We start from the raw sequence: 24384 nt of genomic DNA on the forward strand, positions 1-24384 counted from the left end.
AAAGGAGGAGGATACATGATAAAAAATTTTAAAGAAGTGATTGCTGCCATATTGCCGATGACCGTCCTGATTGTCATTTTAACGTTTGTTTTTGCGCCGTTAGAAGGAGAAGACCTCACTTCATTCTTGGTAGGTGCGGCTATCATGATGATCGGAATGACGCTCTTTTTGTTTGGGGCAGACTATTCCATGATGGAAGTCGGAGATCTAGTAGGGAAATATATGATCAAAAAGAAAAGTTTGGCTGTTTTGGTCAGTTTGGGGTTTGCTATCGGGATCGTGATCACGATTGCCGAACCTTCCGTGCAAGTTTTGGGACAACAAGTATATGATATATCTGACGGAGAGATTGGCAGAGTGTTGCTGATTGGGATCGTCAGCGTCGGCACTGGAGTATTTCTAGCCTTTGCGCTGCTTCGGGTCGTATTCAAGCTATCCTATTATCAATTGATGGCTATAGGCTACATAGGCGTTTTGATCGCCTCGTTTTTCACTAGTTCCGAATTCATGCCGATTGCTTTTGATTCGGGGGGAGTGACTACTGGTCCAGTAACTGTTCCATTTATCTTGGCCCTTGCCGGAGGGATGACTAGTATGATCAAACAAAAGAAAAATGAAAATGACAGCTTTGGAATGGTTGGTATTGCTTCATTAGGACCCATTCTTGCCGTAATGATTTTGGGGGTGATCTTCCAATGAGTTTCTGGCAGCAAGTGATAGATGGTATCGAGATCGTTACTATGGAAGTTATTTTAGCAGTGGCACCTATCGTGATTCTATTTGTTTTGATGAATATCATTAGTTTTCGTATGCGCAAGAAGCGTTTCTTTGACATTATGAAAGGCTTCTTGATAACGACTATTGGGTTGATCCTTTTCCTGCACGGAGTCAATATGGCTTACGTTCCGGTAGGACAGCATTTAGGGAGTACGATCGCTGGATTGCCCTATAATTATATATTGGTTCTCCTTGGCTTTTTGATGGGGTTCCTAGTAGGGTTTGCTGAGCCGGCGATTCATGTAATGGTCAAACAGGTTGAAGAATTGAGTGAAGGGAGGATCCGGTCGAAAATCATGCTGATGGTGATTTCGATTGGGATTGGCGCAGCAGTAGGATTGTCTATGTGGCGTTTGCTCGTCGGATTCTCTCTTTATTATTTCTTGATCCCAGGATATGGGCTAGCATTTATTTTAGGACGAAAAGTGGACAAGATCTTTTTAGCAATGGCTTTTGACAACGGTGGAGTAGCAACGGGTCCGATGTGTTCGACATTTATTTTATCAATGAGCGTGGCGATCGCTGCACAAATTGAGGGAAGAGATCCGATCATTGATGGGTTTGGTGTGGTTGCAATGATTGCATTGACACCAATATTATCCACTTTAGTACTAGGATATATTTATAAACGAAAAGATGAAAAAGACAGAATCGAAAAAGAAAGATTGCGAAAATTGGGGGAAAGCAAATGAAAGATCTTGTAGCATTGAATCTTCACATGATTGTGACGATCGTGGACGGAGGAACAGGTGAAGATGTCATCGACTTTTCAAAAGAAGCAGGTGCAGCTGGCGGAACAATCTTGCATGGTCGTGGTTCTGGTGTACATGATTCAGGGAAATTTTTAGGTTTGGACATCTCGCCAGAAAAAGATGTTGTTTTGACATTAGTACCAGATAGTTTGACGAATCAAGTGATGGATGCGATTGGTCAAGGCATCAACATCGATGTTCCAGGTAACGGGATTTGTTTTAGTATTGATGTAGATAAAGTAATTGGTATCACTAAGATTCATCAGTATCGGGAAATTATCGGGATGCAGGAACTTTTGGATGAAACTACCGATAGAGAAAATCCTGAATCATAGACAAGCATTTGAAGAAGAAATAAACCTAAACAAGAAGGCGGATGAACGTTATTTCCGCTTTTTTGTTTATGTTTTTTTCGTGAATACTTATGAAATAGTAAATTTTTATGAAATTCTTCTCTAAGCATCAGACTTTCTTTTCAAAATATGCTATTTTAAAAATGATGAAAAAAGGGGGAGAAAAATGAATTTTTTAGTTGTTTTAAAAGATACTCTGATTGAGCGGTCAACATTTCTATATGTTCAATTGCAGGAAAATAAAACATTGCTGCATTTTTCACCAGAGTTCCATCTAGAGGGACTAACATTAGGAGAAATTTATCAAGCAGAAGGGCTATCGGCTGTTTTGCACTTTTTTGAGGCAGAATTGGAATTACCGGTAAAAGATTATATCGAGCTTTCTCTTGAATCTTGGGATCGAGCAGTCGTTGAGCTATTCCCAGAAGGTTTGATGATCGATACGAACGATGAGAAGATTCATTTGACTGCAGCAGAACTACAGAAACAAATGCGTTATCAAATAGATGATGAAAATTCTTTTTCTATTTTTAGACGTCAGCAAAAGATTCTAAAAAGCTTTTTAAAAGTAATCAGTAAAAAACGGAATTTGATCAAAACGACTCAACTGTTGAAAAAATATCCAAATCTGCTTCATACGTCCATTCAATTCCCTCAATTGATTACGATGATCCATCGTTTTATACGTATGCAACAGCTACCATCTAAGAAGCTGTTTTTGCCATTGACGGACACATTCCGTGTAGTCAACAGAGAAGATAAAAAGAAAGTGATTGTGATCGACTTTACCAGAAATCGGAATGTCCTTCATCAAGTCGCAATGGAAAAGGCCAATTAAGGCTTTTTCTTTTTTGATTTTTTTGTCATAATGAATAATAGATGATGGAGGAGATAACAGGATGCAAACATGGTTAGAAAGACTGATACGGTTTCAGCAGAACTATCAAAAACTTATGCAGGGAAGATATGCAAAATTTGATCAATTGAATCGTGTTCTATTGATTATCGCACTTTTTTTTAGTTTACTAAGTCGGTGGTTGCCATATAGGATCGGGCAATTGTTGTTCATCGTCTTTTTCGGATGGATGCTATTTCGTTTTCTATCAAAAAAAATCTATCCTAGACTAAATGAAAATCAACGTTATTTGGAATATTTTGATAAAGTCAAAGAAAAATATCATCAGATGAGAAACAAAAAGCAAGCTAAAACGGAACGAAAAAGCTATACTTTTTTTGAGTGCCCGAATTGTCATCAAAAGCAGCGTGCGCCTAGAGGAAAAGGACGAATACGCGTGACATGCAAAACATGTGGCATAAAATTCGAAACGAATGTTTAAGGGAGAAAAAAATGAAATTAGTATTATTGCGTCATGGCGAAAGCGAAGCAAATTTTGAAAATTACTGGACAGGGTGGCTAGATGTCGCCTTAACAGAAAAAGGAAAAGAACAAGCAGCAGTAGCCGGTCAAAAAATGTGTGAAGCCGGTCTTCAATTCGATGCGGTTTACACCTCTGTTTTAAAACGCGCGATTCTTACCGGTCAAGTCGCACTAGAAGAAATGGGGCAGTTGTGGCTTCCTATAGTAAAAACATGGCGTCTGAATGAACGGCACTATGGGGATCTTGTTGGTAAAAACAAGGATCAGATGAAAGAAATATACGGAAAAGATCAAGTAAAGAAATGGCGCAGAGGATATACAGAAGTTCCGCCGTTAACCGCAGAAAACCGATTTGACCGCAGATATGATCATTTGGATCCACATTTGATTCCGTACGGAGAAAGTCTAGAAATGACAGTGAATCGGATCATTCCTTTGTGGCAAGATCAACTGGCACCAAAACTGAAAGATCGGAAAGATTTACTAGTTGTGGGTCATGGGAATAGCATCCGAGCACTGACAAAATATTTAGAAAATATTCCTGAGGATCAAATGGATACAATTGATATCCCGAACGCACAACCAATCCAATATACATTAGCAGACGATTTGACGATTCTAGAGAAAACAATACTTTAATCAACGTATTTATCTATAGTGAAAGATAGAAAAAAGAAGCAAAGGAATGGAACAAAAAGAACATGAAAAATTATATATGGGACTTTGACGGGACATTGTTTGATACGTATCCCGCAATGGTAGATGGTGCTCAGCAAGCTCTAAAAGATTTTGGTATCAATATGGACAAAAAAGAGATCTACTTCAAAATGAAAAAATATTCCACCAGTTATTTGATCAATGAATCAATTTTGGACGCCAATGAATTTAATGAATGGTTTCATCGGTATGAGAAAAAAAGCAAGGAAGCTTCCCGTCCATTTCCAGAAACGAAACAAGTACTTGAAAGTCTAAAAATCAATGGAGGACGTCACTTCATCTTGACCCACCGTTTGACAGAATCGACATGGGAACTGCTGAAAGAGTATCAATTAGCCCATCTGATTGAGGAAGTAGTAGGGATTGATCAGGATTTTCCTCGTAAACCGAATCCAGCATCGTTAAATTATTTGATCGATACTTTTCATTTAGAAAGAACAGACACGATGATGATCGGCGATCGCCGTTTAGATATCGAAGCGGGGAAAAACGCAGGAGTCGTTACTTGTCTTTACGATATCGATCATTTTCTGGGAGAGATTCCTGCAGATCATGTGGTAGGAAATTTGAATGAAATCCTATCCTTGCAGAGTAACTTAAAAAAATAGTATCCCCTTACAAAGGAGATATGTTATAATTTTTATAAAGGAGTGATAAAATTATATGGAAATCAGAAGACAAAAAGAAGTAGTAGAAGCATTTCATTATGATATGAGATTACCGAACCAAGAAGTAGAAACAGATTTGAAAGTGGGCTTCTCGCCTTTGAAAGAAACGATCGAAAACTATCCGAAAGAACATAGCATCGTAGGAGCACGCTTAGAGTTCCGTTTAGTGTTTGATACATATGTTTTATCTGGAAGTGTGAGTCAGATCAATCATATCCTCAATCGGAAAATTGAAGGACAAAATGATGTCACACAAGAAGAGGTGGACGAGCTAGTAGCACCGTTATTTGATATCGTACGCCGGATGTCTTATGAGGTGACAGAGATCGCCTTGGATCAGCCTGGGGTAAAATTGAATTTTCAATCAGAAAAACAAGAATAGACAGTAAAAACATGTCTGCGATAGTTTTAATCTATCGCAGGTATGTTTTTTTATTACTAATTGTAAGCAAAAAGAATGTCATTTCGATAAAAATCGTCTAAAATGTAAAAGTCACTGAAAAAAATTTTTCAGGAGGATGGTTGAAGAATCATTCTCGGGAACCTTTACTTCCTTCGATGGACTTGTCATTAATAATATGAGGAGGAGAAAAATGACAACACTCATCACAGTTTTAGTGGTTCTAGTTTTTGCGGCATTATTATATGTGTTCTATCGTATGCAAAAGCGCCATACAAAATTTTCAACACGCGTCTTTACAGCATTAGGAGTTGGTATCGTCTTTGGCGGTCTGCTTCAATTGATCTTTGGTGTAGAAGACAAAGTCGTTACTCAATCAATGGAATGGATCGGGATCGTAGGACAAGGGTATGTATCATTCTTGCAAATGCTAGTTATGCCTCTAGTGTTCATTTCGATCATTGGTGCATTCACAAAAATGAAAGTTTCTGAAAAGCTGGGGAAAATCAGTGCAACTGTGCTGACTTCTTTACTTGGTACAACAGCTATTGCAGCATTGATCGGAATTGGTTCAACGATGCTGTTCGGTCTTCAAGGAGCTAAATTCACACAAGGAGCAGCAGAAACAGCACGGATCTCTGAATTGGCGACACGTCAGGAAACGGTTGAAAACTTATCGATTCCGCAGCAGATTTTATCCTTTATCCCTAAAAACGTATTTGCTGATTTAGCAGGTAGCCGTGCAACTAGTACGATTGGAGTCGTTATTTTTGCAGCCTTTGTCGGTATCGCTTATCTAGGTGTGAAAAGAAAAGCGCCAAAAGAAGCAGCATTCTTTTCAGATCTAGTCGACAGTCTGTATAAAATCATTATGCGGATCGTGACGCTTGTTCTGCGTTTGACACCATATGGGGTATTTGCTTTGATGACAAACGTTTTGGCAACAAGTGATTTTGCGGCTATCGTCAATTTAGGTAAATTTGTCGTTGCATCTTATGTAGCCTTGCTTGCTGTTTTGATTGTCCACTCACTGATTTTGATTGGTGCAAAAGTCAATCCAATCAACTATTTCAAAAAAGCCTTTCCGGTATTGAGCTTTGCGTTTACTTCACGTTCAAGTGCCGGAGCCTTGCCATTGAACATCGAGACTCAGACAAAAGCTTTAGGAGTAGACGATGCAACAGCTAACTTCTCAGCAAGTTTTGGTTTGTCTATTGGACAAAACGGCTGTGCTGGTGTTTATCCAGCTATGTTGGCAACGATCGTCGCACCAGCGGCTGGAGTGAATGTCTTTAGTTTGGAATTTATTTTGATGCTTGTGGCGATTGTAACAATCAGTTCTTTTGGTGTAGCCGGAGTCGGCGGTGGTGCAACATTTGCTTCACTGATCGTTTTAGGGGCAATGAACTTGCCAGTAGCAATCGTTGGGTTAGTTATCTCTGTTGAACCATTAATCGATATGGCACGCACAGCAGTAAACGTCAGCGGTAGCATGGTAGCTGGTATCGTGACAAGTGCACGCATCAAAGATTTAGATCGCGATGTCATCAATGATGATTCTAAAGTGATCGATGTGAATGCATAGTTAAAAAGAGGTTGTGAGCCTGCCGTTTCACTCTGAGTCACAAGGAGCAATTTCAATAAACAGCTTCTCATGTTTGTTGAATATTGTGACTTGTGACCGAGGAGTTGGCAGGAGAACACCGTTTACCAGAGGTTGTGACTCGATTTTTGTCACAACCTCTTTTTTTATATAGTCCATATAAATACATATTATTTATTCCGAAAAGTGAAAGCCTAGATAACAAAAACAACCAACTTATTTATTATTAAAGAGAAGCGTATTTAAGTAGGACGATTCTGTTGAGAGCTTTCGTAGATTTTCCCATTTTCCTATGGTAAACTGACAAAGTTGGGAATGTTAGAACAGATCGTTTAGGAGGAAACAGATGTTTACGAATGAAATAAAAATCATGCTTTATGTGGACGATGTAGAAAAAAATGCAGCGTTTTGGAGAGCAATTGGCTTTGCGGAAAAAGATCGTCAAGAAATGGATGGGACGCTTGTAATTGAAGTAGGAGTTGAGGACAGTCAAACCTCATTCGTGTTATATGATCGAGCGTTTGTTGAGTCCCATTCACCTGGCACAGCTACTAGTGCCCCATCTTTGATGTTTTACAGCAAAGATATCTTTGGACTATATAAAAAAATGCAGACGCAATCAGTCACATTAGGTGATATGGTACAGCTTGGAGAAGAATATGTCTTCAACTTTGCTGATCCTGATGGCAATTACTTTGCGGTTACAGGTAAATAATAGAAACAAAGACTTTGTTTTTCTGTGCAAAACAGGAAAGCGAAGTCTTTTTAATTCAAATAATAATATTATGTAAACAAAAAAACACATGCGTAATTATACACAAGCAAATAAATCGTCAAATGCGAACGCCTTCTTTATACTGTTTAGGAACGAAAAGAAGGAAGGAAGAAATACATGGATTATCAAGTACTGCTTTATTACAATTATACAAAAATAGAAGAACCAGAGGAATTTGCCAAAAATCATTTAGCCTTTTGCAAATCTTTGGATCTTAAAGGTCGTATTCTAGTAGCTGAAGAAGGAATAAATGGTACTGTGTCTGGAACCGTTGAAAACACGACTGCCTATATGGAAGCAATGAAAGCTGATCCTCGATTTGCTGATACGATGTTCAAGATCGATCCAAGCGAAGGACATGCCTTTAAGAAGATGTTTGTAAGATACCGTCCAGAGCTTGTAAGTTTAAAGCTAGAAGAGGACATTGATCCAAACCAAGTGACAGGTGCTTATCTTTCACCGCAAGAATTTAAAGAAGCTATTTTAGACGAACAGACAGTGGTGATTGATGCACGGAATGATTATGAATATGACTTGGGGCATTTTCGAGGGGCTGTACGCCCAGATATACGCAGTTTTCGAGAGCTTCCAGACTGGATTCGCGAGCACAAAGAAGAATTTATGGAAAAACGGGTAGTGACCTACTGTACTGGTGGTATTCGTTGCGAGAAGTTTTCTGGTTGGCTTGTCCGTGAAGGATTCAAAGATGTCGGACAGCTGCATGGCGGTATTGCTACTTATGGTAAGGATCCTGAAGTTAAAGGGGAATTATGGGACGGCAAGATGTATGTGTTTGACGAACGGATCGCTGTCGATATCAACCAAGTAGATAAACAAATCGTCGGTCGCGACTGGTTTGACGGAACACCATGTGAACGATATATCAATTGTAGCAATCCTGAGTGCAATCGTCAGATTCTTGCTTCTATTGAAAATGAAGAAAAACATTTAGGAGCATGTAGCGTAGAGTGTGCGAAACATCCACGCAACCGCTATGTTCAAGATCATGGAATCTCTCCAGAAGAAGCAGAACTGCGATTTGTAGCTTTAAATAAATAGAAAACAATAGTTTTGATTGTCGACCATTTCCGATGTGCGCTATACTATCGTTGAGGATGGTGATCCACATGAAATCATTGATTTATGCTATTGGCGATGTCCATGGTAAATATGATCTTTTTGAAAAACTTATTCACTATTATGATCCGACGATCCATCAGCTTGTTTTATTAGGAGATCTCAATGATCGAGGACCTCGTACAAAGGAATGTTTTCTATTAGGAAAGCAATTAGTCGAAGAAACAGGAGCCATTTATCTCCGGGGCAACCATGAAGAATATTTTTTGCAATTTCTGCAAGCACCGGAGGACTGGTATGCGCCTTATATCAGAAATGGTGGAAAAGAAACATTTGAAAGCCTACTTCACCCAGGTGCGTCGGAGGAATACTCCCCGACTGAAATCTCAATGATGATCCAATCAAGATACCCAGAACTGATTGGATTTTTAGTCCAGCGCCCCTTGTATTATGAATGGGAAAATTATCTGTTTGTCCATGCTGGAGTGGATTTGACAAAGAAAGACTGGCGTAAGACAAGTCCAAGAGACTTTATTTGGATACGGGAACCCTTTCATGAAGGGAAAAACAATACAGGTAAGACAATTGTATTTGGACATACGATTACACCAATGCTCCATGGAGATATGCAGACAACAGACCTCTGGATTCAGGATCATAAAATCGGAATGGACGGTGGAGCTGTATTCGGAGGGTCATTGCATGGGGTTGTTTTTGACAAGGAAGGTATCCTTCAAGACATTGAATATCAGAACAACGAAGGATCTTGGCAAGGAATCTGACGAATGGAAAGAATGAAGGAGCTGCGACTTTGTTGCGGCTCTTTTTATTTGTATAGAGAATATTGTTTCTTTCAGCAGTTTAACCCATGATAAAAAGTATGATAGAATAAAGAAGCAATTTTTAGCAGAAAAGAGGCATTTTAATGACGGAAAATTTGAACCAGACAATCATTCAGCTTGTACAAAAAGAGCTTTCAGACTATCGTCCCAAGCAGTTGACGACTGTACTTAATTTGTTAAATGAAGGAAACACCGTTCCTTTTATCGCGCGTTATCGAAAAGAAATGACGGGAAGTCTTGATGAAGTCCAGATTCGTGAAATCGAAGAGCGGTATGCCTATCTTGAAAACTTAGAAAAACGAAAAAACGAAGTGATTCGGCTGATCGATGAACAAGGGAAGCTGACCCCAGAGTTAGAAACAGAAATCACGCAATCCGTAAAAATGCAACAAGTGGAAGATTTATATCGTCCATACAAACAGAAACGACGGACAAAAGCAACGATTGCTAAAGAAAAAGGACTTGAACCACTCGCGCTGTGGCTGATGCAGCTTACAGATGGAGAGGTACAATCGGAAGCAGAAAAATATATCGATAAAGAAAAAGAAGTCTCTTCTGCTGAAGAAGCGTTGCAAGGTGCGCATGAGATCATTGCTGAACAAGTCAGCGATAATGCAAAGTTTCGGACTTGGATTCGGTCTTATACGTATAACAAAGGCATGTATGTCAGCCAAGTCAAGGATGAGAAAACAGATGAAAAAGGCGTATACGAAATGTATTATGACTTTGCAGAACCTGTCCATAAAATGGTTTCTCATCGGATATTGGCCACTAATCGAGGAGAAAAAGAAGAGGTTCTCAAAGTATTCCTTCAAGTAGACGAAGCAGCAGTTTTAGCTTACTTGGATCGCCAATTAGTGAAAAATCCTGCCTCTCCTTCTTCTTCCTTTGTAAGAGAAGCCTATCAAGATAGTTATAAACGTTTTATACAGCCGGCAATCGAGCGAGAACTGCGTAATGAATTGACTGAAAAAGCGGATGAGCAAGCCATCGCTATTTTTGGAGAAAATCTTCGCAATCTTTTGTTGCAACCACCGCTAAAAGGTAAAGTCGTACTGGGATTTGATCCTGCCTATCGTACTGGATGTAAACTAGCAGTCGTAGATGCGACAGGAAAAGTTTTGGCAATCGAAGTCATTTATCCGCATAAACCTGCAGCACAAGCGAAAAGGGAAGCTGCTGGTCCAGCTTTTATCCAATTGATCAATAAATATCAAGTAGATATGGTAGCTATCGGGAATGGAACAGCCAGTCGGGAATCAGAACTTTTTGTGGCTGAGCAATTGAAATCAGCCGACCATAAAGCCTATTACGCCATTGTTAATGAAGCTGGCGCTTCTGTTTACTCCGCTAGCGAAATTGCACGAAAAGAATTCCCGCATCTACAAGTAGAAGAAAGAAGTGCTGTTTCTATTGCCCGTCGTCTGCAAGATCCTTTAGCTGAATTAGTCAAGATCGATCCTAAAGCTGTCGGTGTAGGACAGTACCAACATGATGTTTCACAAAAACGTTTGGCTGAACAATTGGATTTTGTCGTGGAAACAGCGGTCAACCAAGTAGGCGTGGATGTGAACACGGCTAGTCCACAGCTCTTGCAGCACATATCAGGATTGAATAAAACGACTGCCCAAAACATTGTCAGTTATCGTGAAGAAAATGGAGAATTTACTGCACGAACTCAGCTGAAAAAAGTGCCACGTTTAGGACCAAAAGCATATGAACAAGCAATCGGCTTCTTGCGAGTTCCTGGCGGGAAAAACATTTTGGACAACACCGGTATCCATCCCGAAAGTTATTCTATTGCGAAAGACATATTAATGACCGTCCATCTTTCAGAAAAAGAGCTTGGGACAGAAGAAGCAGTAGAAAAATTGACACGGTTATCCGCGGAGAAACTGGCTGAAAGTTTATCAGTCGGAGAAGAAACGTTAGCCGATATTTTAGCTGGGCTGACACAACCTGGACGAGATATGCGTGATGAGATGCCAGCGCCCCTATTGCGTACAGATGTGTTGAGTATGGAAGATTTGAAACCAGGGATGGAATTGACTGGAACGGTCCGTAACGTCATCGACTTCGGCGCATTTGTCGATATCGGTGTGAAACAAGACGGACTTGTCCATATTTCAAAACTTAGCAAAAAATTTGTCAAGCATCCTACAGACGTCGTGTCAGTCGGAGATATCGTGACGGTTTGGATAGAACAAGTTGATACGAAAAAAGGCAGAATCAGTTTGACGATGCTTTCCCCTTATGAAGAGTAACAATGAGGAGTAACAAAAATTGACACAAGAAGAACTGCAGCAGTTAGTAGAAGAGATATCATTAAAAAGCTTCCAGCGTCCTTTCAAGCACCAAGCAATGTTCAATCCACGCTTGCGTACAACTGGCGGGCGCTATCATTTAAACGATCATCATTTAGATTTTAATGTAAAGCTGTTTGAAGAGTCAGACAAAGAAACGATTACAGGAATCATCAAACATGAACTTTGCCATTACCATCTTCATTTAACTGGAAGAGGATATCGTCATAAAGATATGGATTTCAAGTATCTTTTGAAAAAAACAGGAGGATTGCGCTATGCGCCAGCCTTGACGAAGAAACAGATAAAGATCGAATATTATCAATGCCAAGATTGTTCTGCCACAATCTGCCGCAAAAGAAGAATCGATGTACACAAATATCGTTGTGGAAGATGTCATGGGGAAATCAAATGGATTGAGACAAAGAGAGAAAGCCTCAATGAAGTATAAAAAATCAGATGAAAGGATGAAGCGTTTTTGGAAAAAAACGAGCAGAGAAATCTAAAAGACTGGAATCAGTTATTAGCCTTTTTAGCCGCACCTGATGAGAAAGATTTTGAGAAATTGTCGGCACCTACACTTATTTTAGCTGGAAACGGTCTTCCTATCTTAGCTGATAAAGCAGCACAAATGTATGTAAATGGTCAAGTAGAACGTTTGTTTTTGGTCGGCGGTGTGGGTCATGCGACTAGGATCCTTTATGAGAATTTTGAAAAGCAAGGATTTCATTTTGAAGAAGGCATGAGTGAAAGTGAAATCTGTCGTCAGTATCTAAAAGAAGTCTATGATTTGCCCGATAAGGCTTTCCTGATAGAATCGAAGTCTACAAATTCTGGAGAGAACGCCACTTTTTCACTGGAGATTCTTCATTCCTTAGATGCTGTACCAGAAAAAGTCCTATTGATGAATGATCCGACACTGCAACGCAGGACTCGAGCAACTTTTGAGAAAGTATGGCAAAATGAACAAACTGTTTTCGTAAATGCTGTGCCATTTGTGCCGGAAATCCTTCACTTTTCTGAGGAGATCATCTTTACAGTAAAAGAACTGAACCACCAATGGCCGAAGGAATATTTCTATGCACTGGTGTTAGGAGAAATGGAGCGACTCCACGACGATGAGAATGGCTATGGTCCGAAAGGAAAAGATTTTATTCCTCATATTGATATATCAGAAGAAGTTTGGTCTTCTTATACAAGAATCAAACAGTCAATAAAAACGGATTTTTCACGTACATGACCTTCTTTTTAGCAGGCGAATCCTCCTTTCTAAATAAATTTGGTTGAAATTTTCAATCGTTTATAAGATAATGAGGAGCGTGTTGAATGTAATAGCTAAAAGAATGGACGCTAGATAAGAGAAGAGGATTCAAATGGAAAATCAAAATAAATTGTATCATTTCGTTGGTATCAAAGGTTCAGGAATGAGCTCCTTGGCTCTTGTTTTACATGAACAAGGTTTAAATGTCCAAGGATCAGACATTGAAAAATATTTCTTTACACAAAGAGATTTAGAAAAAGCAAATATCACGATTCTGCCATTTAACGCAGAGAATGTAAAACCAGGTATGACGATTATTGCAGGAAATGCATTTCCTGATTCACATGAAGAAATCCAGCGAGCAAAAGAATTAGGTTTGGAAGTGATTCGCTATCACGACTTTATTGGTCATTTTATCCAAAACTATACGAGTATCGCTGTAACAGGTTCTCACGGAAAAACAAGTACGACTGGTCTGCTCTCTCATGTATTGAGTGGTGTCCGTCCAACAAGTTATCTAATTGGAGACGGAACAGGGCATGGTGATCCGCAAGCGGAATTCTTTTCATTTGAAGCCTGTGAATATCGCCGTCATTTCCTTGCCTATTCACCAGACTATGCGATCATGACAAACATCGATTTTGATCATCCGGATTATTATACAAGTATCGACGATGTATTTACAGCTTTCCAAACAATGGCTGGACAAGTGAAAAAAGCTATTTTTGCGTACGGTGACGACGCTTATTTACGCAAATTAGAAGCAGATGTGCCGATTTATTATTATGGTGTCACAGAAAATGATGATATCCAAGCACGAAACATCGAACGTACAACATCCGGTTCTGCTTTTGATGTCTATCATGGGGATGAATTTGTTGGACATTTCACTGTACCAGCATTCGGCAAACACAATATTTTAAATGCTTTAGGTGTTATTGCAGTCGCGTATTTCGAAAAACTGGATCTGAAGGAAGTTGCGGAAGAAATGCTGACTTTCCCAGGAGTAAAACGTCGATTCAGTGAAAAAATCGTAGCAGACATGACCGTAGTTGATGATTATGCGCATCACCCTGCAGAAATCAAAGCAACGATTGATGGCGCACGCCAAAAATATCCAGATAAAGAAATAATTGCAGTTTTCCAACCTCATACGTTTACGCGTACGATTGCATTGATGGATGAATTTGCAGAAGCACTTGATTTAGCTGATAAAGTTTACTTATGCGATATTTTTGGTTCGGCTCGGGAAGAACAAGGAAACGTTAAGATCGAAGACCTTGGAGCGAAAATCAAAAAAGGTGGAGAAGTCATCAAAGAAAATAATGTATCTCCACTATTAGATTATCATGATGCAGTAGTAATCTTCATGGGTGCTGGAGATGTTCAAAAATTTGAACAAGCGTATGAAAAACTTTTAAGCAGCACGACGAAAAATGTACTGTAATACAATTACTGCAGTGTCCTTATAAAAATAGAAAGAGGGAGAGTGGCAAAATTCTTGTCATGCTCCCTTTTTTACAACTTTTGATAAACGGCGTTCAAAAGCTTGCATCTGCGGTAATAAGCCCAGCCAAATCAAAAACATGAGAAGCTGTTTTTCTTGGCTGTTCTTATTACTTAATGCAGGACAGCTTTTTCACGACCTCAGATATACGGTGTTCAAAAGCTTGCATCTGCGGTAATAAGCCCAGCCAAATCAAAAACATGAGAAGCTGTTTTTTCTTGACTGTTCTTATTACTTGATGCAGGACAGCTTTTTCACGACCTTTTAAACTATAGGAATCTGTTAAATCAAAGGAGCAGAACTTGCCTTTTGCGCTGCTTTTGGTACAATAATGTATGATTAAAAATAAACTGGAGGGTTTCTATCTTGAACATAGGTAAGCCGAGAAAACTAGGAAAAACAATAAATGAAATCGAGGAAGGCGACTCGTTATCCTTAACAGAATCTATTGAAGATAACCAGCTTTTGCTGTATTTGGGATTGACGAATGATGCAAATCCTTTGTATATCCAACATGACTTTGCACAAAAAACAGAATATCATCAGCCAATCGTTCCATCAGTGATGCTGATGGGGATCATCACAAGTGCAATTTCAAAGCATCTTCCTGGACCAGGATCACATGTTGTCAATTTTTCTGTCAATTTTATTGAACCGGTTTTCCATTATGAAACACTGACTTTTCAGTTTGAGGTCATAAAAGTAGATAAGATGAAGGATGTGGTGACGATTTCTGTAGAAGCGGAAAACACGAACGAAGATCGTGTGTTGGATGCTGTTGTTATGGTCCAACCGCCACAAGTTCCTGAATTGGAAATAGCAATCGAAAGTGAAGGTGAATTAAATGAATAATCCAAGTACATCAATGTCAGGTATCAATCGTTTTTATGCAAAAGTTTATGGCTTTTTAGGTATGGGACTTGCCCTTAGCGCAGTCACTTCTTACTTGGCTCTTTGGGTATTTCCTTTGCAACTAGCAACTTTTATCAATAACTTTCCATTAGGCTTTATGGGTCTGTGGATCGTTGAACTGATTTTAGTAATGGTTCTAGGCGTAAAAGCACAAAAGAATCCGAGCTTAGCAATCGGTGGATTTATTGCCTACTCTCTTTTGAATGGCGTAACATTAGCAGTTACTCTTGCATTCTACGATATTGGAACAGTAACGCAAGCTTTCTTGACAGCTACCTTGATGTTCATAGGGATGTCTGTCGTCGGAGTGACAACAAAACGAGATCTTAGCGGGGTTGGAAGAGCAGGACAGGCTGCTTTGATCGGAGTGATCATTGCACTAGTCTTGAACATCTTCATTTTGAGAAGTAGCGCAGTTGAGTTGTTTATCTCACTGCTTTTAGTCGTCATCTTTGCAGGGATCACAGCTTATGATAACCAAAGCATTCGTAATATCTATGTCCAGACAAATGGAACAGCACATAGTGGCATTGCAGTATTCATGGCATTGAAGCTGTATTTGGACTTTATCAACTTGTTCTTGGCGTTTTTAAGAATCTTTGGACGGAACAACTAAAAAAGGAAAAAATTGATCAGTTGGGGCTATACCAAAATATTTGGTATGGTCCCGCTTTTTCTTTTCGCATTCCGCATGATTCTTTGTTAGAATGAATAAGAACTTTACAGTAAGGAGTTAAGAAGATGACAAAAAATAAATTATTACTCGTTGATGGGAACAGTGTGGCTTTTCGCGCATTCTTTGCGCTGCACAATTCCCTTGAACGTTTCAAAAACAGAAACGGTCTTCATACAAATGCAATCTATGCATTCAATACGATGTTTGAAAATGTTATGCAAAAAGAGCAACCGACGCATGTTCTGGTTGCGTTCGATGCAGGAAAAACGACCTTTCGGACAGAAATGTATGCGGAGTACAAAGGCGGAAGATCTAAAACACCAGGCGAATTCAAAGAACAAATGCCCTATATCCGTGATTTGTTGACGGGATTAGGTGTACAGTATTACGAATTGCCCAATTATGAAGCGGATGATATTATCGGTACTTTGGCAGAAAAAGTAGACAAAGATCAATTTGATGTCGTCGTACTTTCCGGTGATCGGGATTTGACTCAATTAGCTAGTAAAGAAGTAAAAGTGGATATCACTGTAAAAGGTGTCAGCGATATCGAAAGTTATACACCAGAACATGTGGCGGAAAAATATGATGGATTGACACCAAAACAGATTGTTGACATGAAGGGACTAGCCGGAGATGCCTCTGACAATATCCCAGGTGTGACTAAAATCGGTGAAAAAACAGCTATCAAGCTATTGAAACAATATGGCTCAGTCGAAGGAATCTATGAGCATATTGATGAAATGAAGCAAAGCAAAATGAAAGAAAATCTGATAAATGACAAAGAGCAAGCTTTCTTATCGAAGAAATTGGCGACCATCAATACTTCAGCCCCTGTGGAGGTCTCTATCGACTCATTGAAGTATGAAGGGAAAAATCTCGATAAACTCGTTCCATTTTATAAAGAAATGGATTTCAATCAGTTCCTTTCTAAACTGAATATCGTTGAAGAAGAAGTAAAAATGGATGATATTTTATTTGAAGTCGTGCATGAATTTAAAGAGGAAATGTTTCCTACGGATATGGCACTGTACGTGGAAATGATGGGCGACAATTACCATACAGAGGAAATCGTCGGAGTAGCGTGGGGGACAGAAAAGAAAATCTATGTCACGAATGATCTGTCTGTATTCGAAAACCAAGCGTTCCATTCTTGGATCACTGATCCGACCCGATTGAAAAAAGTATATGATGCGAAACGAACTTATGTTGCTTTAAATCGCTATACTGGAAAAACAAAAGGAATCGATTTTGATGTCTTGCTAGGTGCATACCTTCTCGATACGAATGAAAAAAGCACAGATATCGAAGGAATAGCTGCACATTACGGATACAACGATATCCAGTCAGATGAAACTGTATACGGCAAAGGGGCGAAAAAAGGTTTACCAGAAGAAGAACTCTTTTTTGCTCATTTAGCGCGAAAAGTAGCTGCAATCAATGCGTTGACACCAAAATTGAGCCAAGAACTGGCAGATAAAAACCAAGAAGATCTTTTCCGGAAAATGGAATTGCCATTGTCTATCATTTTGGCAGAGATGGAAATAAGCGGGATCAAAGTAGATGCGACTCGCTTACAAGAAATGAAGGGCGAGTTTTCTGCTCGCTTAAGAGAGATCGAACAAAAAATCTACGAAGAAGCCGGCGAAGAATTCAATTTGAATTCACCAAAGCAATTAGGAGTGATCTTATTTGAAAAAATGGGATTACCCGTTATCAAAAAAACAAAAACTGGGTACTCCACAGCCGTAGATGTACTGGAACAGCTTCGTGAACAAGCACCAATCGTAGAGGATATCCTAACCTATCGTCAAATCGCAAAAATTCAATCTACCTATGTCGAGGGACTGCTGAAAGTGATCCAATCAGATGGAAAAGTGCATACCCGTTATGTCCAGACATTGACCCAAACAGGACGATTAAGCTCTGTTGATCCTAATTTGCAGAACATCCCGATTCGATTAGATGAAGGGAGAAAGATACGTCAGGCATTTGTTCCTAGAGAAAAAGACTGGTTGATTTATTCTTCTGACTATTCACAAATCGAGTTACGCGTACTTGCGCATATCTCAAATGATGAACATTTGAAAGCTGCCTTCCTAGAAGGTCAAGATATCCATGCCAGCACAGCGATGCGCGTATTTGGAATCGAAAAAGCAGAGGATGTCACACCAAATATGCGTCGGCAGGCAAAAGCAGTGAATTTTGGTATCGTGTATGGCATCTCTGATTACGGACTTTCACAAAATTTAGGCATCAGCCGAAAAGCAGCACAGCAATACATCGATACGTACTTTGAAAAATACCCAGGTGTCAAAGAATATATGGAAAGAATCGTACGCGAAGCAAAAGACCAAGGCTACGTCGAAACGCTGTATCACCGCCGTCGATATTTGCCAGACATCAATTCAAGAAATTACAATATCCGTTCTTTTGCGGAACGAACAGCTATCAATACACCAATCCAAGGAAGTGCTGCTGATATTTTGAAAATCGCGATGATCGAATTGGATAAACGATTGAAAGAAACAGGTCTTCAAGCTACGATGCTGTTACAAGTTCATGATGAACTTGTCTTCGAGGTACCTGAAAAAGAACTTGAATCATTAGATAAATTGGTGAAGGAAGTTATGGAACAAGCTGTTTCTCTCCATGTACCACTGATCACTGACAGCAGTTGGGGAAAAACGTGGTACGAAGCAAAATAAACATTGTTTAAAACAGAGCAATATAATGAAGGTGAAAAGAAAAAATGCCAGAATTACCAGAAGTAGAAACCGTTCGTAAAGGATTGGAACGGTTAGTAGTAGGAAAAACGATTCAGAAAGTGCAAGTCTTGTGGCCCAAGATCATCGAGCAACCAGAGACACCCATCTTTGAGGCTTCTCTTGTTGGCGAAACCATCCAATCCATTGGACGTAGAGGGAAGTTTTTGATTTTTCATCTCGATCATTATGAACTGATCTCACACTTGCGAATGGAAGGAAAATATCAATTCACGAAAGAAAATACACCAATCGATAAACATACGCATGTACTTTTCTTTTTTGAGGACGGGAGCCAACTTCGCTACAACGATGTACGAAAATTTGGTCGTATGACAATCGTCGAAAAAGGAGCAAGTGCAACTTACCGAGGAATCATGAAATTAGGACCTGAGCCATTGCCTGACAGCTTTTTATTAGCAGATTTTGCAGCTGGATTGAAAAAATCGCACAAAGCAATCAAGCCTTTACTGCTAGATCAGCGTCTAGTAACGGGACTAGGTAATATTTATGTAGACGAAGCATTATGGGAAGCGAAGATTCATCCAGAACAACCGGCGAATACATTACATCCAAAAGAGATAGAACAATTACGTCTATCGATCATTGATGTTTTGAATCGTGCAATAGAAGCCGGAGGTACCACGATTCGCAGCTATTTGAATGCATTAGGAGAATCAGGCGGATTCCAAGTCGCACTGCATGTCTATCAGCAAACTGGCAAACCATGTATACGTTGTGGGACACCGATCGTGAAAACAAAAGTGGCACAAAGGGGGACTCACTATTGTCCGAATTGTCAAAGGCTGAAAATCGAAAAGTAGGCTTTGTTTTAGGTTTGACGGGCGGAATAGCTACTGGCAAAAGTACGGCAGCCAAAGTCTTTCAGTCTCATGGATTTCCTTTGATCGATGGCGACGTGATTGCCAGAGAAACTGTTGAGCCTGGAACGCTTGCTCTGAGGAAGGTTGTGTCCGTGTTTGGTCAAGAGATATTGCAGTCTGATGGTCAGCTAGATCGAGGGAAACTTGGGATGATTGTTTTTCCATCAAAGGAGAAACGGCAAAAACTTGATCAGCTATTAGATCCGTTTATCCGAAAAGCGATAAAAGATCAAATCGCCTCTCTAAGTTCCAATCATCCTTTAGTAATTGTAGATATCCCATTGCTCTACGAAGGTCATTATGACCACTATATGGATGCAGTAGCTGTCGTTTATACCACGCCAGATATTCAACTCAGACGCTTGATGAAACGTAATCAGCTAACACTAGAACAAGCGCAGCAGAGAATTAGCAGTCAACTTCCAATCGAAGAAAAAAAGCAGCGTGCGGATATTTTGTTTGACAACAACGGAACGAAAGAGGAACTTGTGGAACAAATCGAAAATTGGCTTTCAGCTAATCGCTTTCTTTGAGTATCTGTGTCAAGTTTGCTATCCTGAGTATATAGAAAGCGAGGGATAGCGATGGGATCATTTAAAAACCAAAAGGATAAAGTCGTAGGTAACGCAAAAGAAAAAATCGGCGAAATACTCAATAAAGAAAATCTAATCGATGAAGGTCGTACGCAATCAGAAACAGCAGAAGAGAAAGAAAAGCAGTACCAAGCAAGAATCGATGAAATAGAAGACCAGCAGGCAGAAAAAGAAGCGAAACAGCAAGATTTGACTCAAGAACGAAAAAATCCGGCCCCTGATCGTAGTAAGACACCGCTCCCAGAAAGTGAACACATTCCTGATGAACAAAAGATCGAGGAACAACGAATGAAACACTATACAGGAATCGAAGAGAAGTTATAAAATAGTAAGAAATAGAGACGTGACTTGAAGCAGATGATAAGATGTTCATCTGCTTCAAGTTTTTTGTGCTAGTCGACTAAATCAGCTTTTGGGCGAGTCATTTCTCAGCAATCAAGGTCATCAGTACTGGAAAATTGAAATTGGATTAGGACAGGGGACATAATTACGCATGAAAATAGAAAAAATTGTTCTTATATCCGTGTTTTTTTGGGTAGGACAGTCGCGTTTGTGATTTGTTTCGTGTTATAATACAACTAGTTGTAAAGAAAGACACATCCTTTATATAAAAATGCGATGCAAGAGGTGAGACAAAATGAGATGTCCCAGATGTCAACATAATAATTCACGAGTAATCGACAGCCGTCAAGCAGATGATGGACGTGCGATCCGTCGCCGTCGCGAATGTGAGAATTGTTCGTTCCGCTTCACTACTTTTGAACGAATTGAAGCTGCTCCGTTATTAGTCATCAAGAAAAACGGGGAACGCGAAGAATTCAATCGCGATAAAATTTTAAGAGGACTCATCCGCTCAGCAGAAAAAAGACCTGTAGCTATGGAGCAAATGGAACAAATCGTCAACCATGTCGAAAACCGCGTACGCAGTCTTGGGGAAAACGAAGTATCAACGAATCTGATTGGTGAATATGTGATGGAGGATTTAGTCGATTTAGATGAAATCGCGTATATCCGTTTTGCCAGTGTTTATCGCCAGTTCAAAGATATGTCTGTTTTCTTAAAAGAGCTGCAAGATATCGTGGATAAAGCAAAAGAAAATAATAAAGAGAATAATAAAGAAAACAATTAAGAAACAAAAAGGAGGCATTTCCTTGGAAAATGCTTGGAAAGAGCTTCAACCAAAAAATATTTACCAAGGAAGAAAAGCAGCTCCGCTGAGAGAAGACAGCAAGAACGCGTTGCTGTATCTTTATCAGCCACTGATCGGCGGAGAAGCCTTGAGTATCTATTTCACTCTGTTATCAGAGATCTCGCAAGAATCTGGCGAAGGTCCTGAAGGGATGCATGCAGATTTACTTAGTAGTCTAGGCTGCGGGATCCCTCAATTTTATGATGCAAGAAAAAAGCTGGAAGGAATCGGCTTACTGGATGTTTATTTTAAAGAAGATAGCGATCTGGGGCCGCGTTTTATTTATGAGTTGTTAGAGCCACTCGTTCCTAAAGCATTTTTCAAAGATTCTGTTCTGGCATTTCTTCTTTTGGAAAAAGTTGGTGAACGACGATTCCAGAAGCTTACCCAGTTGTTTGAACCTAAAAGGCATACAACAGAGGGATATCAAAAAATCACAAAAAAATTTTTAGATGTTTATCGCTTCAATGAAGCAGTATACGCTGCTAATCAAGAAAACATCGAATCACTGAATAAATCTTTTGAAGAATCTGAGCCAGTAGCATTACTTGAAACAGATTCGACATTCGATTGGCAATTTTTGAATGATTGGTTGGCAAAAAAACATATGACTGTTCTTGATGATTCAATCCTCAAACAAGTCGACATGTATCATCAGCTTTATGGATTCGATGAACTAACTCTTGGTGAACTCATCAGTCAATCTTATGATTTTAGCGAACAAAAAGTATCCATGAAGGAGCTGCAAAAAGCTGTTTTGGCAATGCAGAGACGACCAGTGAAGCAAATAAAGGAAACAGTCGCTGTTGCTGAAAACAGCAATGAATCTCCGACGAACGAACATTTGACAAATGCAGCGCTTCAGTTGATAAAAGAAGCACAGAGCATTCCGCCGATGAAATATCTGGAAGCAATCAAGTCAGAAAAAGGCGGATATGTTTCGAAACAAGAAACTTGGTTACTGCAAGACCTTGTTTCTCAATCAGGTCTTTCCAGCAGTGTGATCAATGTTTTGCTGAATTATGTATTGGTGATCAAAAATAATGCTAGCTTAAATGCTAGTTATGTGAATACAGTGGCAAATGAATGGGCACAAAAGAAAATCGCCACAGCAGAAGAAGCGATTCAGCATATTCGGCAAATAAGCAATCAAGCAAAACAATCAAAACAAAAAAAGCAAACAAATTATCCAAATGGCAAGCGAAATGTTCGGCGAGAAAAGCTTCCTGATTGGGTCAACCAGCCAAAAGATGAAAAACAGATCAGTAGTGAGAAAAAAGCAGAGATTGACCGCCGTTTTAAAGAATACCTGGCGAAAAAGGAGGGTGACATCTAATGGAAGACGTAGGCAAAGAATTGAAGAGGATCATCAGCAAACGTAATTATCAAGAAAAATATGCTGAAATGATTGCTGACGTCCTAAATGATACGGATGTTCAAGCTTTTCTAAGTGCACACCAAGAAGAACTGACACAAGCGGATATTGAAAAAAGCTACGCCAAATTGTATGAGTTCGTGCAGGAAAAGCGTAAATATCAAAAAAACGATCCAACGATGATCGCTCCAGGATACGAGCCGAAGTTGACGTTGAATTTTCATTATGTGGATGTCACTTATGTACCAACAGAAGCATTGTTAGCTCGGCAAAGACAAGAAGAAATCAGAAGCCGAGTAAAAGCAATGGATATGCCAAAAGATATTCAATCAGCATCTTTTGAAAACTTTGAGCGTACAGATGGACGAGGATATGCAAGCTTGGAAGCCCTAGATTTCGTAGAGAAATATACTGCAGATCCAAAAGGGTATCATAAAGGTCTTTATCTGGTAGGGAGTTTTGGTATTGGAAAAACATACTTATTAGGAGCAACAGCGAGAGAACTAGCGATTGCTGGATTTACCACGACATTAGTCCACTTTCCAACGTTTGCCGTTGAGATGAAACAGGCAATCGGAAAAGATCAAGTGGCAGAAAAGCTAGATGCAGTGAAGCGTTCCCCCATTTTAATGATTGATGATATCGGTGCAGACGCGATGAGCAGTTGGATACGGGATGAAGTATTTGGCGTCATCCTTCAATATCGGATGCAGGAACAGCTACCGACATTCTTCTCATCAAATTTCACAATGGATGAATTGGAACAGCATTTGTCCGTCACTCAACGTGGAGATGAAGAGCCGTTGAAAGCGAAACGCATAATGGAACGCATACGTTATTTGACAAAAGAAATCGAAATGACTGGTCGCAACCGCCGCAATGGTTGAACAGTTGATAAGTCCAACTGATATTTGACCAAGGAGTAAAAGCAGGTCAGCGAATCTTTACATGGACAGAAATGACCGGAGACAATCACCGCAACAAGTAATGCAAAAACTTAAACGGAGGATTTTTTATGAGGGCTATTTTTTCTAGTATATCTGTAGTTGGTCTATTTTTTATTTTAGCAGGATGCGGTAGTGCAGACAGCAACACAGGTTCTCTTGATTCGATTGATGCGGGTCAAACAATAAAAACAAGCAGTACAAAAACGGAGGGACAAAGCATATTTGTAGGAACGATTGAAAGCATCACTCAAGTAGAAGCGGAAGAAGAAACGATTCAGCTGAAACTCGTCGATGTCATGGCAAAAGAAGATCCAGCGAATATGGGGACATCATTCAGCAATGACGGAGTGATTTTGAATGCTACTGCTGAAAAAATAAGCGTGGACATAGATGAACTGAAAATCGGTGACAAAGTCCAATTTACATTAGTTGAGATGCCGATCATGACGATGTCTATCCCACCACAAGTGCCTGGAGATTCGATCATTGACGTTTCGTTGAACAAATAATCAACAACATTTTTTCAAAAATAAGAAAATGTTGTTTTATAGAACAAAAAGGTATATTTTTTAAGGAGATCTGGGAATTTTTTTATTCCTAGTCTCCTTATTTTATATGGAAAATGCTATA

At 39.5% G+C, this 24384-nt stretch carries 26 protein-coding genes; all 26 read left to right on the plus strand.

Features of this window, described 5'->3' with window-relative positions; all coding sequences use genetic code 11:
• Positions 1–15: 15 nt before the first annotated feature.
• The 26 genes from AB3I00_RS02155 (at position 16) to AB3I00_RS02280 (ending at position 24263) form a co-directional block, all read left to right on the plus strand.
• Positions 16–699 (plus strand): DUF1538 domain-containing protein, encoded by a 684-nt coding sequence (locus AB3I00_RS02155; RefSeq protein WP_368024692.1) that lies wholly within the window; start codon positions 16–18, stop codon positions 697–699.
• Entirely contained in the window at positions 696–1469 is a 774-nt protein-coding gene (locus AB3I00_RS02160; RefSeq protein ID WP_368024693.1) for a DUF1538 domain-containing protein, read from the plus strand. Before AB3I00_RS02155 ends, AB3I00_RS02160 begins: the two co-directional genes overlap by 4 nt.
• Positions 1466–1864 carry a P-II family nitrogen regulator gene (locus tag AB3I00_RS02165; RefSeq protein WP_368024694.1) on the plus strand — a complete coding sequence of 133 codons (399 nt, stop codon included), beginning with the start codon at positions 1466–1468 and terminating at the stop codon, positions 1862–1864. Before AB3I00_RS02160 ends, AB3I00_RS02165 begins: the two co-directional genes overlap by 4 nt.
• 184 nt (positions 1865–2048) lie before the next feature.
• Positions 2049–2720, plus strand: coding sequence for a hypothetical protein (locus AB3I00_RS02170; RefSeq protein ID WP_002327855.1), 672 nt, complete (start codon positions 2049–2051; stop codon positions 2718–2720).
• A 61-nt stretch (positions 2721–2781) separates the two neighbouring features.
• Complete coding sequence (locus tag AB3I00_RS02175) at positions 2782–3219, plus strand: hypothetical protein (RefSeq protein ID WP_002319123.1); 438 nt, start codon at positions 2782–2784, stop codon at positions 3217–3219.
• A gap of 11 nt (positions 3220–3230) precedes the next feature.
• Entirely contained in the window at positions 3231–3899 is a 669-nt protein-coding gene (locus AB3I00_RS02180) for a 2,3-diphosphoglycerate-dependent phosphoglycerate mutase (RefSeq protein ID WP_024635050.1), read from the plus strand.
• A 62-nt stretch (positions 3900–3961) separates the two neighbouring features.
• The gene (locus AB3I00_RS02185; RefSeq protein WP_368024695.1) at positions 3962–4585 is read left to right on the plus strand and encodes an HAD-IA family hydrolase; all 624 of its coding nucleotides are present in this window, start codon (positions 3962–3964) and stop codon (positions 4583–4585) included.
• A 55-nt stretch (positions 4586–4640) separates the two neighbouring features.
• Positions 4641–5027 carry a DUF1149 family protein gene (locus AB3I00_RS02190; RefSeq protein ID WP_002291995.1) on the plus strand — a complete coding sequence of 129 codons (387 nt, stop codon included), beginning with the start codon at positions 4641–4643 and terminating at the stop codon, positions 5025–5027.
• Positions 5028–5238: 211 nt separating this feature from the next.
• The gene (locus AB3I00_RS02195) at positions 5239–6630 is read left to right on the plus strand and encodes an L-cystine transporter (RefSeq protein ID WP_002306552.1); all 1392 of its coding nucleotides are present in this window, start codon (positions 5239–5241) and stop codon (positions 6628–6630) included.
• A gap of 364 nt (positions 6631–6994) precedes the next feature.
• Positions 6995–7363, plus strand: coding sequence for a VOC family protein (locus AB3I00_RS02200; protein WP_002374534.1), 369 nt, complete (start codon positions 6995–6997; stop codon positions 7361–7363).
• Positions 7364–7540: 177 nt separating this feature from the next.
• Entirely contained in the window at positions 7541–8482 is a 942-nt protein-coding gene (locus AB3I00_RS02205; protein WP_368024696.1) for a rhodanese-related sulfurtransferase, read from the plus strand.
• Between the two features lie 68 nt (positions 8483–8550).
• Positions 8551–9282 (plus strand): metallophosphoesterase, encoded by a 732-nt coding sequence (locus tag AB3I00_RS02210; protein WP_002329267.1) that lies wholly within the window; start codon positions 8551–8553, stop codon positions 9280–9282.
• A 143-nt stretch (positions 9283–9425) separates the two neighbouring features.
• Positions 9426–11606 carry a Tex family protein gene (locus AB3I00_RS02215; RefSeq protein WP_368024697.1) on the plus strand — a complete coding sequence of 727 codons (2181 nt, stop codon included), beginning with the start codon at positions 9426–9428 and terminating at the stop codon, positions 11604–11606.
• A 19-nt stretch (positions 11607–11625) separates the two neighbouring features.
• Positions 11626–12096, plus strand: coding sequence for a SprT family protein (locus AB3I00_RS02220; RefSeq protein ID WP_002291983.1), 471 nt, complete (start codon positions 11626–11628; stop codon positions 12094–12096).
• Between the two features lie 27 nt (positions 12097–12123).
• On the plus strand, positions 12124–12885 hold the full coding sequence (locus AB3I00_RS02225) for a YdcF family protein (RefSeq protein WP_002319130.1): 762 nt from the start codon (positions 12124–12126) through the stop codon (positions 12883–12885).
• Positions 12886–13018: 133 nt separating this feature from the next.
• A complete protein-coding gene (murC, locus tag AB3I00_RS02230; RefSeq protein ID WP_002319131.1) occupies positions 13019–14353 on the plus strand; it encodes a UDP-N-acetylmuramate--L-alanine ligase in 1335 nt (444 codons plus the stop codon).
• 426 nt (positions 14354–14779) lie between these two features.
• Positions 14780–15265, plus strand: coding sequence for a MaoC/PaaZ C-terminal domain-containing protein (locus AB3I00_RS02235; protein ID WP_002291977.1), 486 nt, complete (start codon positions 14780–14782; stop codon positions 15263–15265).
• Positions 15258–15941, plus strand: coding sequence for a Bax inhibitor-1/YccA family protein (locus AB3I00_RS02240; protein ID WP_368024698.1), 684 nt, complete (start codon positions 15258–15260; stop codon positions 15939–15941). The genes AB3I00_RS02235 and AB3I00_RS02240 overlap by 8 nt, the downstream gene beginning before the upstream one ends.
• Before the next feature lie 125 nt (positions 15942–16066).
• On the plus strand, positions 16067–18709 hold the full coding sequence (polA, locus tag AB3I00_RS02245; RefSeq protein WP_368024699.1) for a DNA polymerase I: 2643 nt from the start codon (positions 16067–16069) through the stop codon (positions 18707–18709).
• A 44-nt stretch (positions 18710–18753) separates the two neighbouring features.
• The gene (mutM, locus tag AB3I00_RS02250) at positions 18754–19590 is read left to right on the plus strand and encodes a DNA-formamidopyrimidine glycosylase (RefSeq protein ID WP_002340745.1); all 837 of its coding nucleotides are present in this window, start codon (positions 18754–18756) and stop codon (positions 19588–19590) included.
• Positions 19554–20183, plus strand: a complete 630-nt coding sequence (gene coaE, locus AB3I00_RS02255) for a dephospho-CoA kinase (RefSeq protein ID WP_086328154.1) — start codon at positions 19554–19556, stop codon at positions 20181–20183. Before mutM ends, coaE begins: the two co-directional genes overlap by 37 nt.
• 51 nt (positions 20184–20234) lie before the next feature.
• Positions 20235–20567, plus strand: a complete 333-nt coding sequence (locus AB3I00_RS02260) for a hypothetical protein (RefSeq protein ID WP_002348395.1) — start codon at positions 20235–20237, stop codon at positions 20565–20567.
• Between the two features lie 313 nt (positions 20568–20880).
• On the plus strand, positions 20881–21372 hold the full coding sequence (nrdR, locus tag AB3I00_RS02265; protein ID WP_002288327.1) for a transcriptional regulator NrdR: 492 nt from the start codon (positions 20881–20883) through the stop codon (positions 21370–21372).
• 22 nt (positions 21373–21394) lie between these two features.
• Complete coding sequence (locus AB3I00_RS02270) at positions 21395–22768, plus strand: replication initiation and membrane attachment family protein (RefSeq protein WP_002348396.1); 1374 nt, start codon at positions 21395–21397, stop codon at positions 22766–22768.
• Positions 22768–23694, plus strand: coding sequence for a primosomal protein DnaI (dnaI, locus tag AB3I00_RS02275; RefSeq protein WP_002306563.1), 927 nt, complete (start codon positions 22768–22770; stop codon positions 23692–23694). Before AB3I00_RS02270 ends, dnaI begins: the two co-directional genes overlap by 1 nt.
• A gap of 128 nt (positions 23695–23822) precedes the next feature.
• On the plus strand, positions 23823–24263 hold the full coding sequence (locus AB3I00_RS02280) for a hypothetical protein (protein WP_002340741.1): 441 nt from the start codon (positions 23823–23825) through the stop codon (positions 24261–24263).
• Positions 24264–24384: the final 121 nt, after the last annotated feature.

Origin of the sequence: Enterococcus sp. C76, assembly GCF_040886985.1 — a bacterium.
GTDB classification, from domain to species: Bacteria; Bacillota; Bacilli; order Lactobacillales; family Enterococcaceae; genus Enterococcus_B; species Enterococcus_B lactis.

What these genes read in the sequence shown, in the direction of transcription:
- AB3I00_RS02195 (WP_002306552.1), top strand. Translation starts at nt 5,239, where the DNA reads ATGACAACACTCATCACAGTTTTAGTGGTTCTAGTTTTTGCGGCATTA.
- AB3I00_RS02210 (WP_002329267.1), top strand. Translation starts at nt 8,551, where the DNA reads ATGAAATCATTGATTTATGCTATTGGCGATGTCCATGGTAAATATGAT.
- AB3I00_RS02175 (WP_002319123.1), top strand. Translation starts at nt 2,782, where the DNA reads ATGCAAACATGGTTAGAAAGACTGATACGGTTTCAGCAGAACTATCAA.
- AB3I00_RS02215 (WP_368024697.1), top strand. Translation starts at nt 9,426, where the DNA reads ATGACGGAAAATTTGAACCAGACAATCATTCAGCTTGTACAAAAAGAG.
- AB3I00_RS02170 (WP_002327855.1), top strand. Translation starts at nt 2,049, where the DNA reads ATGAATTTTTTAGTTGTTTTAAAAGATACTCTGATTGAGCGGTCAACA.
- AB3I00_RS02165 (WP_368024694.1), top strand. Translation starts at nt 1,466, where the DNA reads ATGAAAGATCTTGTAGCATTGAATCTTCACATGATTGTGACGATCGTG.
- murC (WP_002319131.1), top strand. Translation starts at nt 13,019, where the DNA reads ATGGAAAATCAAAATAAATTGTATCATTTCGTTGGTATCAAAGGTTCA.
- mutM (WP_002340745.1), top strand. Translation starts at nt 18,754, where the DNA reads ATGCCAGAATTACCAGAAGTAGAAACCGTTCGTAAAGGATTGGAACGG.
- AB3I00_RS02260 (WP_002348395.1), top strand. Translation starts at nt 20,235, where the DNA reads ATGGGATCATTTAAAAACCAAAAGGATAAAGTCGTAGGTAACGCAAAA.
- AB3I00_RS02180 (WP_024635050.1), top strand. Translation starts at nt 3,231, where the DNA reads ATGAAATTAGTATTATTGCGTCATGGCGAAAGCGAAGCAAATTTTGAA.
- AB3I00_RS02160 (WP_368024693.1), top strand. Translation starts at nt 696, where the DNA reads ATGAGTTTCTGGCAGCAAGTGATAGATGGTATCGAGATCGTTACTATG.
- AB3I00_RS02280 (WP_002340741.1), top strand. Translation starts at nt 23,823, where the DNA reads ATGAGGGCTATTTTTTCTAGTATATCTGTAGTTGGTCTATTTTTTATT.
- AB3I00_RS02190 (WP_002291995.1), top strand. Translation starts at nt 4,641, where the DNA reads ATGGAAATCAGAAGACAAAAAGAAGTAGTAGAAGCATTTCATTATGAT.
- AB3I00_RS02205 (WP_368024696.1), top strand. Translation starts at nt 7,541, where the DNA reads ATGGATTATCAAGTACTGCTTTATTACAATTATACAAAAATAGAAGAA.
- polA (WP_368024699.1), top strand. Translation starts at nt 16,067, where the DNA reads ATGACAAAAAATAAATTATTACTCGTTGATGGGAACAGTGTGGCTTTT.
- AB3I00_RS02200 (WP_002374534.1), top strand. Translation starts at nt 6,995, where the DNA reads ATGTTTACGAATGAAATAAAAATCATGCTTTATGTGGACGATGTAGAA.
- AB3I00_RS02155 (WP_368024692.1), top strand. Translation starts at nt 16, where the DNA reads ATGATAAAAAATTTTAAAGAAGTGATTGCTGCCATATTGCCGATGACC.
- nrdR (WP_002288327.1), top strand. Translation starts at nt 20,881, where the DNA reads ATGAGATGTCCCAGATGTCAACATAATAATTCACGAGTAATCGACAGC.
- dnaI (WP_002306563.1), top strand. Translation starts at nt 22,768, where the DNA reads ATGGAAGACGTAGGCAAAGAATTGAAGAGGATCATCAGCAAACGTAAT.
- AB3I00_RS02185 (WP_368024695.1), top strand. Translation starts at nt 3,962, where the DNA reads ATGAAAAATTATATATGGGACTTTGACGGGACATTGTTTGATACGTAT.
- AB3I00_RS02240 (WP_368024698.1), top strand. Translation starts at nt 15,258, where the DNA reads ATGAATAATCCAAGTACATCAATGTCAGGTATCAATCGTTTTTATGCA.